Source organism: Streptomyces sp. NBC_01450 (assembly GCF_036227505.1).
In the GTDB taxonomy this organism is placed as follows: Bacteria; Actinomycetota; Actinomycetes; order Streptomycetales; family Streptomycetaceae; genus Streptomyces.
The window spans coordinates 127,282-140,462 of record NZ_CP109481.1; the positions used below are offsets into that span (position 1 = coordinate 127,282).

15 protein-coding genes and 2 pseudogenes are annotated in these 13,181 nt (G+C 69.3%); 9 read left to right on the top strand and 8 right to left on the bottom strand.

Translation table 11 applies throughout. The features are described 5' to 3' along the window. Window positions 1-57 precede the first annotated feature (57 nt). The 3 genes from OG568_RS48715 to OG568_RS48725 all read right to left on the bottom strand — a co-directional run bounded on the left by OG568_RS48715 (window position 58) and on the right by OG568_RS48725 (window position 1,813). Window positions 58-513, bottom strand: coding sequence for a hypothetical protein (locus OG568_RS48715; protein ID WP_329529791.1), 456 nt, complete (start codon window positions 511-513; stop codon window positions 58-60). Then, complete coding sequence (locus OG568_RS48720; protein ID WP_329538230.1) at window positions 510-1,439, bottom strand: metallophosphoesterase family protein; 930 nt, start codon at window positions 1,437-1,439, stop codon at window positions 510-512. Before OG568_RS48720 ends, OG568_RS48715 begins: the two co-directional genes overlap by 4 nt. An 80-nt stretch (window positions 1,440-1,519) precedes the next feature. Further along, window positions 1,520-1,813 (bottom strand): plastocyanin/azurin family copper-binding protein, encoded by a 294-nt coding sequence (locus OG568_RS48725; RefSeq protein ID WP_329529793.1) that lies wholly within the window; start codon window positions 1,811-1,813, stop codon window positions 1,520-1,522. A 1,033-nt stretch (window positions 1,814-2,846) separates the two neighbouring features. On the opposite strand from OG568_RS48725, the gene OG568_RS48730 reads away from it, so the two are divergent. The 6 genes from OG568_RS48730 to OG568_RS48755 all read left to right on the top strand — a co-directional run bounded on the left by OG568_RS48730 (window position 2,847) and on the right by OG568_RS48755 (window position 7,614). Further along, window positions 2,847-3,449, top strand: coding sequence for a sigma-70 family RNA polymerase sigma factor (locus OG568_RS48730; RefSeq protein ID WP_329529794.1), 603 nt, complete (start codon window positions 2,847-2,849; stop codon window positions 3,447-3,449). A 25-nt stretch (window positions 3,450-3,474) separates the two neighbouring features. Next, a complete protein-coding gene (locus OG568_RS48735; RefSeq protein ID WP_329529795.1) occupies window positions 3,475-4,254 on the top strand; it encodes an anti-sigma factor in 780 nt (259 codons plus the stop codon). A gap of 776 nt (window positions 4,255-5,030) precedes the next feature. Continuing rightward, window positions 5,031-5,459, top strand: a complete 429-nt coding sequence (locus OG568_RS48740) for an ATP-binding protein (protein WP_329529796.1) — start codon at window positions 5,031-5,033, stop codon at window positions 5,457-5,459. Further along, on the top strand, window positions 5,456-5,749 hold the full coding sequence (locus OG568_RS48745) for a hypothetical protein (RefSeq protein WP_329529797.1): 294 nt from the start codon (window positions 5,456-5,458) through the stop codon (window positions 5,747-5,749). Before OG568_RS48740 ends, OG568_RS48745 begins: the two co-directional genes overlap by 4 nt. Before the next feature lie 2 nt (window positions 5,750-5,751). Continuing rightward, window positions 5,752-6,189, top strand: a complete 438-nt coding sequence (locus OG568_RS48750) for a hypothetical protein (protein WP_329529798.1) — start codon at window positions 5,752-5,754, stop codon at window positions 6,187-6,189. A gap of 486 nt (window positions 6,190-6,675) precedes the next feature. Continuing rightward, window positions 6,676-7,614, top strand: a complete 939-nt coding sequence (locus OG568_RS48755) for an LLM class F420-dependent oxidoreductase (RefSeq protein WP_329529799.1) — start codon at window positions 6,676-6,678, stop codon at window positions 7,612-7,614. A 306-nt stretch (window positions 7,615-7,920) separates the two neighbouring features. Here OG568_RS48755 and OG568_RS48760 read toward each other — a convergent pair whose 3' ends face one another. Then, on the bottom strand, window positions 7,921-8,400 hold the full coding sequence (locus OG568_RS48760) for a DUF6194 family protein (RefSeq protein ID WP_329536224.1): 480 nt from the start codon (window positions 8,398-8,400) through the stop codon (window positions 7,921-7,923). Window positions 8,401-8,447: 47 nt separating this feature from the next. Between OG568_RS48760 and OG568_RS48765 the strand changes: the two genes are divergently transcribed. Beyond that, on the top strand, window positions 8,448-9,239 hold the full coding sequence (locus OG568_RS48765; protein ID WP_329529800.1) for a MerR family transcriptional regulator: 792 nt from the start codon (window positions 8,448-8,450) through the stop codon (window positions 9,237-9,239). Here OG568_RS48765 and OG568_RS48770 read toward each other — a convergent pair. From OG568_RS48770 to OG568_RS48780, 3 genes and pseudogenes are all read right to left on the bottom strand, one after another. Beyond that, window positions 9,204-9,653, bottom strand: a pseudogene (locus tag OG568_RS48770) (IS630 family transposase); the annotation flags it as partial. The gene OG568_RS48765 and the pseudogene OG568_RS48770 overlap by 36 nt on opposite strands. 44 nt (window positions 9,654-9,697) lie before the next feature. Beyond that, window positions 9,698-9,844, bottom strand: coding sequence for a hypothetical protein (locus OG568_RS48775; RefSeq protein ID WP_266658162.1), 147 nt, complete (start codon window positions 9,842-9,844; stop codon window positions 9,698-9,700). A gap of 134 nt (window positions 9,845-9,978) precedes the next feature. After that, on the bottom strand, window positions 9,979-11,268 hold the full coding sequence (locus tag OG568_RS48780) for an RNA-guided endonuclease InsQ/TnpB family protein (protein WP_329529801.1): 1,290 nt from the start codon (window positions 11,266-11,268) through the stop codon (window positions 9,979-9,981). 28 nt (window positions 11,269-11,296) lie between these two features. Here OG568_RS48780 and OG568_RS48785 point away from each other — a divergent pair, with 28 nt between their 5' ends. Then, window positions 11,297-11,500: a YlcI/YnfO family protein gene (locus OG568_RS48785; protein WP_266658166.1), complete on the top strand. Its 204-nt coding sequence runs from the start codon at window positions 11,297-11,299 to the stop codon at window positions 11,498-11,500. A 124-nt stretch (window positions 11,501-11,624) separates the two neighbouring features. Here the strand turns inward: OG568_RS48785 and OG568_RS48790 are convergent, their stop codons facing one another. Beyond that, complete coding sequence (locus tag OG568_RS48790; protein WP_329529802.1) at window positions 11,625-12,467, bottom strand: alpha/beta fold hydrolase; 843 nt, start codon at window positions 12,465-12,467, stop codon at window positions 11,625-11,627. A 315-nt stretch (window positions 12,468-12,782) separates the two neighbouring features. Between OG568_RS48790 and OG568_RS48795 the strand changes: the two are divergent. Beyond that, a pseudogene (locus OG568_RS48795) lies at window positions 12,783-12,992 on the top strand (aldehyde dehydrogenase family protein); the annotation flags it as partial. Window positions 12,993-13,181: the final 189 nt, after the last annotated feature.

The window sequence follows — 13,181 nt, forward strand, 5'->3', positions numbered from 1 at the left end:
ACATAGGGGCCCCCCGAGCCAGGACGCTGCCGTCCCGGGCGCCTTGGCGGTGGTGGTTCAGTTGGGTGGTGTGCGGATGGTGGCCCGGTCCCAGACGGGTGTCCTGACGGGTGTTCGGGCAGCGCGGTGTTGTCTTGTCACGGTCATCTGCCAGATCGCGAGGAGCAGCAGCGTGCCGGTCTCGGTGAGGAGGCTGAGGAGTGCTTGTGGGGCGGGCTGCAGGCCGTGTTCGGTGAATCCGAAGACGCCCACGGTGCGTGAGGCGGTGAAGCCGGCGAGGGCGCCGAGCGCAATGCCGGCTGCGGCGGCTCTCAGCAGCAGGGGTGGCGTCCCCATCAGCAGCAGGGCGGCGAGGGCGAAGGAGGCGCTGGCCTGGAGCAGGAACAGGGGGCCGATGATGTGGATGAAGCGGTACTCGTCGACGTAGAGCTGGGCGTGTATGTATCCGCCGGCGGCGAGGGTGGCGGCGCTCGCCGATCGCAGGGTGGGGGCGAGGAGTCTGTGGGTGTTCATGCCAGCCTCCGATCCTTGATGGCCAGTTCGCGGTCGCCCTGGCGGTAGCCGACGGTGCGGATGCCGAGTGCGTCCTTGAGCTGACGGGCGGGGACGACCTGCGGAGTGGGGGCGGGGCCATGGCCCGGCTTGGGCAGGGGGTAGGCGGTGGTGGTGGCGGAGTGGAAGGTGATGTTGCCCTCTGTCTTGGTGAACAGCTGGTGGACGTGCCCGTTGAGACAGGTGACGGAGGAGAAGCGGCGCAGGAGGGCGATCACCTTGAGGGCGTCATCGGTGCTCCAGCCCCACTGCGGGTACATGGCGAACAGCGGGATGTGGCTGAAGACCACGATGGGGGTGTCCGACGACAGTCCGGCGATGTCCTTGCGGACGAAGTCGATCTGGTCGTTGCCGAGATGGCCGAGCTTCTCCAGGCTCATCGTGTTGACCAGGGCGATGAAGTGCACGCCGTGGGTGTCGAAGCTGTACCAGCCATCACCGAGCGTGCCCCTGCCGAAGGTCTGCCGGTAGGCGCGGCCTGCATCGCCGATGGAGTCGTGCTCGCCCGGTACGGTGAAGACGCGGTCTGTCTGTATACCAGTCATCAGCTGCTTGACCTGGTCGAACTGCCCGGCCGTGGACAGGTGGGTCAGGTCGCCGCTGTGCATGACGAAGTCGGGTCTGAATCCGAGCGAGTTGACCTGGTGGATCGCTTCGGTGAATGAGCCGGTCACGTCCATGTTCGCCGGGCCCTGGAACCCGATATGGCTGTCGGAGACCTGTACGAACCGCAGCGAGCCGTTCGCCGCTGCGGCGGCGCCGGCGGCGGCCACGGAGTTGGTCTCCCGGGAGTCGGCGATGTGGCTGATCACCTCTCCGCTGGCCACGGTCAGCACCACGGCGCCGCCGAACCAGCCCGCGTGGCGGAGGAGTTGGCGCCGGGTCATACCGTGTTCCGTGGCGGGCTGCTCGGCATCGCCGGCCGGTGCGCTGTCGTGGTTGTCGTGGCTGTCGTAGTAGCTGGTCATCAGGTCACCTCCACGGTGGCGGTCATGAACGGATGGATGGTGCAGAGGTAGGAGTAGGTGCCGGGCTTGGTGAACGTGTAGCTGTACGTCGCGTGGGTGTTCAGGGCTGTCGAATGCAACGGGCCGCCGGATCCCGCGCTGGTGACGGTGTGGGCATCGGTGTCCTGATTGGTCCAGGTCACCGTCGTGCCCACTTTGACCTTGAGCGCGGCCGGGGAGAATGCGAAGTTCTTGATCGCCACGGCGTCCCCGGTCACCGGCGCGGCCGACGTGCCCGTGCTCGGGGGGCTCATGGGCATGCTCATGCCGGGCATCGGCGAGGCGCCGGGAGCGGAGCCCGCCGCATTCCCCGGTCCGGTGGCACCGGGCATCCCGGCCGTCTGGTGCTGACCTGGACCGGGTTTGATGGCACCGGTTCCGGTGGACGAGGAATGCGACGACTGGCCGCATGCGCCAAGGAGCCCCAACGCGCCGGCGGTGGCGACGGCCAGCCCGGCCGCGGCGCGTGATCGCCGGCCTGGCATACGAAAGTTCAGGTACATGGTGTTCGTTCCTCACTGATCAGGCAGAGATGGGGAATGCGCCGGCTGAGCACACGCAACCGCAGTGATGCGTGGTGGATGCCGTGTCACGGCCGCGTACCCCTGGCGGCCCCTGCGAACGAGCGCTGGTGCTGTCCTTGTGCCGGCCGGTGGCCTCGACAGGCCCCGCGCTGCGCATCGGCCCTTGCATGCCGCGAAGTCGCAGGCGACATGCGGCAGTTCCCCGTCCGGGGCCGCGAGTGACGTATCGCCGTGCGGCGGTGCCTGTGCAGGTGCTGCGCTCACTGGGCGGGTGGAGTTCCGCCCTGGTGGTTGCGCAGCCCTCGATCGCTGTCTCGCCGTACGCGTCGAGCGCTCCGCAGGGCCGTCGCCGTGGTGTGCGCGGGGCCCGGCACGGGGCTGCCCGGTGGTGCCGAGCCCGGTGCGCCGGGGCGGCGCGGGCGTGGCCGACACCGTGAGCGCGTGCGCCGCGTTGCCTATCTCGGTCACCTCTGATCCATCCTTGTCGCGCGGGGAACAGCGGAATAGCGGAGGAATGCCGCGTAAGCCGGCTCTTGTCTGACTCCACGGGCGGCGAGGGGCGACCGGTTCGGAAGATATGCACTTTTTGTGATTCTTCTTGGCGGTCGCCGCGGCCCAGCCGGCCCCCGGCGCTCCGCCCGGCTTGGCCCTGGCGGTGCCGTCAGGCCCGGCAGGGGCGTGCGCCCGCGGTGCTCGCAGAGCGTCACCTGCACCACGCCGTACGTTGCACGACAAAGCAATACATATGAGCGATGATCGACTTATGTCCTGGAGTTCCCGAAAGCGTGGTCCAAGGACCGATCCGGATCGCTCCGCGCACCGTGTCTCCGGTAAAGGGACCCTTTCGACCGCAGACGAGGAACTGCTGCGCACTCTGTACGCGGAGCACGCAGGAGCCCTGTTCCACTACGTGCTGCGACTGACCTCAGGAGACTGGCAGTGGGCGGAGGATGTCGTGCAGGAGACGCTGCTGCGAGCGTGGCAGCATCCCGCCGCGTTCGACCCGGCACGCGGCCCGGCGCGGGCATGGCTGTGCACGGTCGCCCGGCACCTGGTCATCGACGCCCACCGGGCCCGGCAGGCCAGACCGGCCGAGGCCGGCGGCGAGGCGCTGGAGCGAGCCGCCGAGCAGGCACCGGGCGAGGACGAGATCGAGCAGGCACTGCAAAGCTGGGCGGTGGCCGATGCCATCCGGACGCTGTCCCCGGACCACCGCGCGGTCCTGCTGGAGACCTACTACCAGGGCCGGACCATGGCGGAGGCCGCCCGGGTGCTGGGCATCCCGCTGGGCACCGTGAAGTCGCGGACGTACTACGCCCTGCACGCCCTGCGGCTGGTGCTGCAGGAACGGGGCATCGAGCCATGACCGCGGCATGCAGGAGGTGGCGACCATGAGCGCGGAGCACGACGCCCTCCGGGTGGCGCTGGGAGGATACGTCCTGGGCACGCTGCCCCCGGCGGAAATGGAACACGTGCGCGCCCACCTCGCGGGATGCGCCGAGTGCCGGGCAGAACACGCCCAGCTGGCGGGGCTGCCCGCACTGCTCGCGACGGTGACCGCAGCAGAAGCCGCAGGTCAGACGGTGCCGGCCGTCGGCGGGGACCTGGCCGATCGACTGGTGGCGCGGGCAGCCGAGAGCGCTCAGGGCTCCCCGCCCGCACGGCCTGCGGTGCCGCAGGCGCCCGAGTCGGGTGTGCTGGAGGGGCTGCTCCAGCGAGCCGCGGCCCGGCGCCGCAGGACCTGGCGTCTGCAACTGGCCGGCGCCGCCGCCTCCCTGATGTTCATCGCAGCAGCGGCCGGCGGCACATGGCTGGCGGTCGTCGGATCCGTGGGCCCTCAGGCGACGCGGCCCGCACCGACCGCACCGGCCGCAACGCGCACCTTCTCCGGAAGCGATCCCGCCACTGGCGTCACCGCCTCGGTGAAGGTCTCACCCTCTGCCTGGGGCAGTGTCCTGCAGGTCTCCGCCAAGGGGGCACCCGCCGGCATCACCTGCCGGCTGCAGGCGGTCGGGCCCGGCGGGGCCCGGGCGGACGCCGCTACCTGGCGGGCGGGCGAGTACCCTCCCGGCACCACGATCCCCGGGGCGGTTGCCATGTCTCCGGCAGCCATCGAGCACTTCGAGATCTACGCGGACAACGGTCAGAAGCTGGTCACGATCCGGGCATGAGGTGCCGGGAGCCGGCCCGACGCCGCGGCGGGCCGGCTTCCGGCGTGTCCGACCGTCCTCAAAGCCGGTGGATCACGTTGGTGAGCACGCACGGGGCGTCCGGCCGATGGTCATCGAGGCGGCCAGTGCTCGTCGCATCGGCCGCAAAGACGCGCCCGTGGTCACCGTCGCCGACCGACCCCACCACGCCGTACGGCTCCGGAATCGGCGAGATCAAGATCGTCCGACAAGGGCGCCCGGCGGATGCCCGCGGTGGCCCCCGCGGCCGAGCCGCAGGACTGCCCCTGGTGCCGACACAGTCCCCTGACGACAGCTGTACAGGCGAAGCAGCTGCAGCACCTCACCGGCCCTGGGGACGTGCGGCACCACAGCGGCAGGATCGCCCGGACAGTTGCTTGCGCCCATCCCTCGGCCCGCCTCTCCCTCTCTTCCAAAGTCCGTGCAGCCCGGAGCGGAGAAGGGGATCCAGGGCATCTGCACGCCGAGGGCCGCCAAGAAGACCACGGACGTGGGGGGAGCCGAACTGCGCCGCCCGGCTCGCCGGGTACGGCATCGAGCTCTGCCAGAGGCGAGTGAGCCCAGCCCTGCCATCGGCATTGACCTGACCCGCAAGAAGTTGAACAAAAGCCGCGCATAACTCGAACCGTTCGGCAGGCGCCGCCCGTGGAATTGAATGAGCGCTCCCATGCAGGATCCGGCATACCGACCACCCCTCGAAATCGTTGGCGGTCTCCCCCGTTCCGGTCTCCGCACATCCACAGAATGGCCAGAAGACCATGTTTGTGACCGATTCCCCCCGCCCGAGCTCGCTGCTCTCCCGGCACTGCAGCCACCAGGCGCTGCTCACCCTGCCTGCGCAGGAGGCGCACGTCTCCGCCGCCCGTCACTTCGCGGCCGATCTGCTGGAGACATGGAGTGTCCCCGCGAGCGAACGGGACTCCGCCGTTCTCATCGTCGACGAACTCGCCGCCAACGCAGCCCAGTACGGCCGCGAGCACATGACCCTGCAGCTCGTCCTCGACCACGGCACTTTGCACATAGTGGTCAGTGACTCCGGAATGGCCGTGGAGCACCCTCGCCCCGACATCGCCCCGGACGAACACGGCCGCGGCACCGGCATCGTCCAGTACCTCGCACAGTCGACCGAGGTCCACCAGACACGCAGCGGCCGCGAAGTCCGCGCCTGCCTGAGGTGCTCGGCATGACCAGCCCCGGCGTTCCGTACGAGCTGCGGCCCCTCGCCAGGCCCGGCACCACAGCACGGCGACCGGCCACCGGGGGCGGCTGCGGCGCCGGATCACCCGACGACCCCACCGAGTGGGCCTTCGCGACCCACAAGCCGTGCCCCATCGACGTCTGCCCGGGCCCGGCGCAGGTGCGCGTGCCCTCCCCGGCGAACCCGTCGGCCCTCAACCACGGCGACCCCGGCCCCGGCCCCGACACGGTGCTCTGCAAACGCTGCGGCGCCGGCCCCGGCGTACCGGTGGAGGTGTGAGCGTGGGGCTCACCCCGAACACCGCCGAGGTCATCGACGCGCCGCCTCCGCACGAGGCGTACGCGAACGCCCCCGACCTGCGCCGCGAGATGCACCGGGTGCTCGCCCTCGGGGCCGAACGCGCCTGGCTGCTGCGCAGGGTCGCTCTCATGGCCCGGATGGCCCTGCACGACCCCGGCCCCGGCCCCGGCCCGGTCGGCGCCGCCGCACAAACCGCCGGACAACGCGTACTGCACGACCGCCGCCATCCCGAGCGGGTGGCGCTCGAGCGGAGGAACGGCGGGCGCCGGCTCGCGTTCGGCTGGTGGTCATGCCTGCGAGCGAACGTCTCGCCGGTGCCCAGGACGCGAACCCGCCCACGCTCCGGGGATGCGACGTCGTCGTGCCCGAGGCCGTCGAGGAGATGCTGGACGCCCAACCGCGGCTGCGCCGCTTGCTGATGTACAAGTTCGGCTTCAGCAAGCACAACGCCGAGGACGTCCTGTCCGGCGTTCGTGAGCGCTGGATGCCTCTGCCGCGGGAACGTTCCACGGCGCCGAAGTCCCCCGCGCAGCTCCCTGTCCACCCTCACCCGCAACGCCGCCGTCGACCAGAGGCCAGGGACCTGCTCGTCTCCCGACTCCCGACTCCCGAACCGGAACCGGAACCGCGAAGCGGTGCCCGCCCGTAGGGGCCGAGGGGAGACGAGAATCTGACCGGCGTGCTCGAAGCAACAGTGCGTGGCCCCTCGACAGCCCCCGCACCAGACTGACCTACGGGCTCAACATCCCAGGAGACGACCGGAGTCGGGCAAGCATCACAGCGCCGGTACGGGGGCGGTGGTCTCACTCGTCCGGACGACACGCCCCGCCGGCTCCGCGCGCGGCGCGCCACGTCACCCGAGCGCGTCCGGGCTTCGTGCTTAAGGTGACGCCCGGAGGTGGAGAATGCGAGTGGGGTTGCACGCGCTCGGTATCGGTGACGGTGCCCGTCCCGAGGTGATCCGTGCGGTGGCCGCAGCCGCGGAGACGCACGGCTTCGCGAGGCTCTGGTGCGGCGAGCACGTGGTACTCGTGGATGAACCGGCCTCCCGCTACCCCTACTCCGTGGACGGCCGGATCGCCGTGCCCGCGGACGCGGACTGGCTGGACCCGCTGCTTGCCCTGGCCTTCGCGGCGGCGGTCACCAGCCGCATCGAGCTCGCCACCGGCGTACTCCTGCTGCCTGAGCACAACCCCGTCCTGGCCGCCAAACAGGCCGCCACACTCGATGTGCTCTGCGCCGGGCGGTTCAGCCTCGGGGTCGGAGTCGGCTGGTCGGCCGAGGAATTCGCAGCGCTCGGGGTCCCCTTCGCCAGGCGCGGGCAGCGCACCGAAGAGTACCTCGCCGCGATGCGCACCCTCTGGGCCGAGGACCCGGCCTCCTTCTCAGGGGAGTTCACCCGCTTCGACGCGATCCGGGTCAACCCGAAGCCGCTGCGCGGCGGCCGGCTCCCGGTCGTGGTCGGCGGCAACAGCGACGCCGCCTTGCGCCGCGCGGTCACGCTCGCCGATGGCTGGTACGGCTTCAACGTCCCGGCGGCCGACGTCCCGGCGCGCATCGCCGTTCTCGCCGACGAGTGCGCCCGCCACGGTCGCGCTTTTGACGAGCTCACAGTCGCCGTCGCGCTGAGCGACGGGACACCGGAGCACCTCCCCGCACTCGGTGCGGCAGGCGTCACCGAACTGGTCGTCGTCGGCGCACCCCCACCCGCTCCGGAGGCGGCGGCCACCTGGGTCGCGGAAATCGCCCGAACCTGGATTGGCCCGGAGCAACAGCCAGGGCCGGCCGGGGCCCCGGCCGATGGGTTCACGCCCGCAAGGCGTCCTCAAAGGAAAGATGACTGACCTGCGCTCCTGAGGTACTCAGAGCAGGTAATTTGCCTGCGCGGACCAGGCGCCGAAGCTCTGCGCGGAAGTCCGCGATCGGACCTACCGCTGGTACGGCCAACTCCCGACCCCTTCGGTGCGGTTCGGCAGATGTCTCCGAAGGGTACGTCTTCACCGCCGTATACGTGGGCGTCGTACTCCCCGCCGTCCGGGTCTCGACGCCGCGGGACACGCTCCTCGCGGTTACACCCGGCCCCGTCTCGTCGCCCGCCAGTGCCGCATCGGGCAACGTTCGCCCTCAAGTCCGCTTGGCCTGGAACCGTGTCAGTCATTTTCCAGAGACCTTCCCGGTTCATGTCGCCGCGCGAACCTGGCACAAGCAGCGCCGTGGGCGCTGCGCAGAAGCTGCACCACCGTGTCCGTTGTCCTCTCACCAGGATTGACGACAGAGACCCAGCCGAGTACCCCGTACACCGGGTGCGGCATCACGCTGTCGACGGCTGCGTAGTCGCGAGGCCGGGTGAGGCTGCGCGACTCCTCCCCCGTGAGCGCCCGGAACGTCGCACGGTCGGCGTGGATGTTCACGCGCCAGCGGCCCGGAGGGTCAAGGTCGGAGGCGGCGTCGTCGGGGTAGTTCTTGATGACGATCGTCCCGTAAGGCTGGACGTTCTGGGGCATCCGACCGTCGGGGGCGTAGTAGAAGAACGCATCCCCCCACGCGAGCTCGGGGAAGTCGCCGCCCGGCCCCGGGACGACCACGAGCGCGCCGGCGAAGCCTCGCACGGTCGCGATGATCTGTTCCATACTCATGGTTCAAGCATCACCTTCAAGTGCTTATGTGGGGTTGGCTGATGGGCGAGCTGGTGAGCGGTTCGCAACGGGTACCGCTCCGAACCACCGACGTCGCCATGGAGTCGGGGTACTCGGTGCAACAGGTTCGCGACCTGGAGCGGCTGGGAGTCATTCCCCCAGCCGCTCGATCGAGCAACGGTTACCGCTCCTACACACCGCTGCACGTCCACGCCCTTCGCGCCTACCGGGGACTCGCAGGTGCTGTTGGCCCTGTCACAGCCCGGCAGATGCTCGCGGAACTGCGGACAGAAACCCTCGCGGAGGCAGCCTCGGCGATCAACACGGTCCATGTTCGACTCGCGCGGGAACGAGAGGAGGCCCTGCACGCTCAACAAGCGTTGCGTGCGATCCAGGCCGAAGCGAACGCACCCGAGTTCGAGCAGGACAGTGACGCGATGACGATCACAGAGCTCGCCGGAGCGCTCAATGTACGTCCCTCCACCCTGCGGTTCTGGGAGCAGGAAGGGCTCGTCACCCCCGAGCGAGTGACGTCACTGCAAGCACGCCGCTACGGTCTTTCAGCCTCCAGAGCGGCCCGAATCGTTGCGGCCCTCCGCAACACCGGTTACGGCATTCCCGCAGTGCGCGAGATCATGGGCTCCCTGCACCGACTCGACGGCCTGGGAGAGACCCAACGCATCCTGCAACAGCGTCTTGACCAGATCGCCACACGGACCGTGGCACTGCTCCGAGCGGGCGCAGACCTGACAGCCGTCGTTACGGCCGCCCGGGAACCGACGGCCACCCAGTCCGTATCAGGCAACGTTTGCCCTGGCGACCTCGGCTCGTAGGCGCCGGTCGTCAGCGTGGCGGTTTCGCCAGATGAGGTAGAGGCGGATCATGCTGCCGTGCTCTTTGCGGCTGGCGTGATCGGTGTTGTCGAGGGTGAAGTGGCGCAGCGCGGTGAACTGGGCCTCGATGCGGTTCAACCATGAGGAGTTGGTCGGGGTGCAGGCGGCGAGCAGGCGCCGGATGTCGTACGGTCGGGTGCAGGTCGCGCGCCGCCGTGGCCTGGGTTCACGGTCGGGATCCTTGCCTTTGCCGCCGCGCTCGGCCCACTGCCGACCCGGACGCGACTGGAGGTTGAGCGGACGGAACTCGTCCAGGCGAAACACCACTTCTGGCTCGTCTTCGTCGGGTACAACCTCGCAGTCAGCGATCGCGCACAGGTGCTCGACCCGCGCCTTCTTGGCCGCGTAGTCCGGAACCCGTGCTCACCCCTACGCATGTCTTCCCAGACGGGGCGGCCCTACGTGTCCGGGACGCGCGCACCGGCTTTCTGCGCCACGAGCACACCTGCTCCGGCGAGGGCGAGGCCCGTTGTCCGCGTACGGTACGTGACCGTCACGGCCGCGCTCTGACGGCCCATCTGCTGGGCGACACGCTGATCCTGCACACCCCCTCGGCACCCGAGTCACGTGTGCGCTTGCCGCTCCCCGTCGGGGCCGGCCTCCTCGTGGCACGCGATACGTCGATGTATGTAGCTGGGGCAGGCGGTTTCCTGTCTCTGACATTGACATCCTCCCCCTCTTAAAAGAGGGGGATTCCAACCCGGGTGGGTTGCGGTTCACGGACACTCGACCGCTGTCTGGGCGGTGTTGTCCCTCCGGCACGGGCTTGGCACCCGGGGCGGCTATCGCCGTCCTGTCCTGCCGCGACGTTGGTTGCTGCATTGGTGTCCGCGTTGCAGGTGAAGCCGCAGGAGGAGCAGACGAACTCGGCTTGGCTCTTGCGCGAGTTCTTGTCGATCCATCCGCAGGCACTGCACCGCAGGCTGGTGTAGGGGGCGGGTACGTCCTCGACCCGACCGGGGGCCTTGTGCTCGGTGCGCCGGCGCAGCAGGCCCCAGCCCTGCGCGAGGATCGCCCGGTTCAGCCCTGCTTTCTGCGCGACCCGCTTGCCCGGCTCCTTGTTGGTCCCCTTCGCCGAGCGTGTCATGTTCTTGATGTTCAGCTTCTCGAACCGCACCAGGTCGTACGACCTGGCCAGCATGGTCGAGGTCTTCTCGCACCAGTCCTTGCGCCGGTCGGCTTCGCGGGCCTTGAGCTCGGCGACCTTCGCGTACTCGGTCGTCTTCTGCGAGCTGTTCTTGGGCGCGCGGGCGCCGCGCCGCTGATGTTTGCGGATCTGTGCCCGCTCACGGGTGGTGAGCTGGGGACAGTTCAGCATCCGGCCGTCCGACAGGGCCGCGGTGATCGTGACGCCCCGGTCGATGCCGATGACCTCGCCGGTGCCCGGCGCCGTGACCGGGGCGGGGATGACGGCGAAGGCGATGTGCCACTGCCCGTTCTTCCAAGTGACCCGGAACGTCTTCGCCTGCGGCAGCCCGGTCCGGGTGAGGCGGAAGCGGACCCAGCCGCAGCCCGGCACCATCACCTGCGCCCATCGCCGGTTCAGCCTCTGGACCACCACCGAGCGGCCCATGACCTGCCTGCCGGTCTTCGCGTTCAGCTTCGGGCCGCCGTCGGTGTCGAACTCCGGGACGCGGTCGGTGCCGATGACGCGAAAGCCCTCGTGCCGGTGCTTCCTGCGCCAGGTCGGCTCGCCGAACCCGGAGGTGAACCTCGCCTGCCTGGCCCTTCCGAAGTCCTTCAACGCCTGCTGCTGCACATCCGCGTTGCCCTCACGCAGCCACTCACTGGCGGTGCGGGCCTCGGTGAGCTGGCGGCACTGCTCGGCGAAACCGGGCGCGGCCTTCCTGCCCCTGTACCAGTACGAATGCTGCTCGACGGCCAGATTCCACACGTACCGGGCGTGCGCGCAGTGCAGCAGCATCTGCTGCTCCTGCTCGCCCGTGGGGTACATCCGAAACCTTGCCATAGGACCAATCTAGCTCAATCATGGTCCCATGAAGCATGTAAACCTGAGACTCCCCGACGACCTGCACGAACAGGCCCGAGCCGCCGCCGAGGCCGACGACCGCTCCCTGAACTCCTGGCTGATCGCCGCCGTGCGACGCGCCGTCACCCCGGGCAAGACGCCGAATCGCCCTGAAGGCGATTCGGCCACCCCTGCCCCGCTCCGCGGGAGCGAGCATTCACCCCGACCCTGAAGGACCGGGCACCCTGCCCGAAAACGAGGTGGATGAGCCGTTTTCATAGGGCGCAATCCGCTGCATGGGGCCCTTTCGTGTGCCCGTGTCTGTAGAGGGGCAGCTGAGCAAGATGTCTGTTCGCCTACTGGTGACCGGAGTCGCGGGCCGCGCTCACGATGAGATCCGTGACCGCCTGGGGGTGTGAGACCAGGGACACGTGCGAGGAGTTGATCTCCACCGTCTTGCGCGCGTGTGCGCGCTTGGCCTCGTACCGCTCAAGGCTTGGGTCGATGGCCCGGTCCTGCCTGCCGACGAGCACGTAGACCGGCTTGTCGCGCCAGGCCGCTGCGGTGAGCTTGTCGGTGAACGCCGACTGCGCGATCGGGCGCTGCGTCGACGCCATGACGGACGTCTGCTGCTGCGGGAGGTCCTGGGCGAAGGTCGCGTGGAACTTGGCGGCCTGGATGTACATGTCCGTGCCCGTGGTGCCGTCGCCGTTGCGGAAGGGCACTTGCTGGAGCGCCTTGGTGAGCGGGGCGGCCGGGAACTTGCCGGAGAGGCTGGCGAACGACTCACCCTTGTCCGGCATGATCGCGTTGACGTACACCAGCGCCTTGACGTTGTCGAGCCCGGCGGCCGCCTGCGAGATCACCTCGCCGCCGTAGGAGTGTCCGACGAGGACGATCGGCCCCTTGATGGTTTTCAGGAGGCTGTTCAGGTACGTCGAGTCCTGGGGTATGCCGCGCAGCGTGTTGGGCGGGGCGATGACCTGGTAGCCGTCCCGCTGCAGGCGCTGCACCACTGCGTTCCAGCTGGACCCGTCGGCGAATGCTCCGTGTACGAGCACCACGGTCGGCTTCTGGCCCCCCGGGGCCCTGCCGAGGTCGTCTGCGGCGTGAGCCGGCACCACGGTCAGGACGGAGAGCACCGCCGCTCCGAGGGCCAGTCCACCCTTGCCTGATTTCAAGATCCCAGAGGCGGTCACGCGCTTCCCCTTCCTCGGCGTACCAGGTGAACTCGGCTTCTTCGGCGACTGAGCACAGTAAGAATCGTGCGGCGCGGAACGCGGAGAGCCGACGGTGGGTACTTGGTGGCGGCCGCGGTCACCGCTGCCGCCGCTTCGGATATCACAATGTTCGCGTGTCTGCGTTTTCCGCGCATCCGGTGCCCTGCTGGGTGATCGGCAGCGGAAGGTACGGCTCCCGATGGCGAGCGCGCCGCTTCGCAGGTCAGGAGGGGTGCACATGGGTGAATTGCAGGTCTTATCGGCCGGTCTTAGCGTGGATTCATGGCTATGGCAACGACGAGTCCGGTGACCGGTGAGGTCCTCAGGAGGTTCGCCGAGCTGACCCTGCAGTCAGGCATGGCCTTCATCAACGGCAACACGGCCAGCTACCCCGAGATCCCCTTCGGGGGCGTCAAACGCAGCGGCTACGGACGCGAGCTGTCCGACCTCGGCATGCGGGAGTTCATGAACGCCAAGACCGTCTGGATCGGCCAGGACGCCTGAACCCCCCGATAGCGGGCGGCAGTCGACACCGCCCGTGCCGCCGGCCTGCGCCTGGGCATCGCGGAAGTCGTACGCGAACGCCTCCACCTCGCGGCCGACGGCGGACTGGGCCGCGCGGATGTCGCCGCGACCTACCGAATGTCCCGCCGGGCCGCATCCTGACCGGGCCGTCCCGTTCGAGAGAGGCGA

Excerpts from the sequence above, each read along its gene's own strand:
- OG568_RS48715 (WP_329529791.1), bottom strand. The coding sequence starts at position 513 with ATGAACACCCACAGACTCCTCGCCCCCACCCTGCGATCGGCGAGCGCC.
- OG568_RS48720 (WP_329538230.1), bottom strand. The coding sequence starts at position 1,439 with ATGACCCGGCGCCAACTCCTCCGCCACGCGGGCTGGTTCGGCGGCGCC.
- OG568_RS48725 (WP_329529793.1), bottom strand. The coding sequence starts at position 1,813 with ATGAGCCCCCCGAGCACGGGCACGTCGGCCGCGCCGGTGACCGGGGAC.
- OG568_RS48730 (WP_329529794.1), top strand. The coding sequence starts at position 2,847 with ATGTCCTGGAGTTCCCGAAAGCGTGGTCCAAGGACCGATCCGGATCGC.
- OG568_RS48735 (WP_329529795.1), top strand. The coding sequence starts at position 3,475 with ATGAGCGCGGAGCACGACGCCCTCCGGGTGGCGCTGGGAGGATACGTC.
- OG568_RS48740 (WP_329529796.1), top strand. The coding sequence starts at position 5,031 with ATGTTTGTGACCGATTCCCCCCGCCCGAGCTCGCTGCTCTCCCGGCAC.
- OG568_RS48745 (WP_329529797.1), top strand. The coding sequence starts at position 5,456 with ATGACCAGCCCCGGCGTTCCGTACGAGCTGCGGCCCCTCGCCAGGCCC.
- OG568_RS48755 (WP_329529799.1), top strand. The coding sequence starts at position 6,676 with ATGCGAGTGGGGTTGCACGCGCTCGGTATCGGTGACGGTGCCCGTCCC.
- OG568_RS48760 (WP_329536224.1), bottom strand. The coding sequence starts at position 8,400 with ATGGAACAGATCATCGCGACCGTGCGAGGCTTCGCCGGCGCGCTCGTG.
- OG568_RS48765 (WP_329529800.1), top strand. The coding sequence starts at position 8,448 with ATGGGCGAGCTGGTGAGCGGTTCGCAACGGGTACCGCTCCGAACCACC.
- OG568_RS48780 (WP_329529801.1), bottom strand. The coding sequence starts at position 11,268 with ATGGCAAGGTTTCGGATGTACCCCACGGGCGAGCAGGAGCAGCAGATG.
- OG568_RS48785 (WP_266658166.1), top strand. The coding sequence starts at position 11,297 with ATGAAGCATGTAAACCTGAGACTCCCCGACGACCTGCACGAACAGGCC.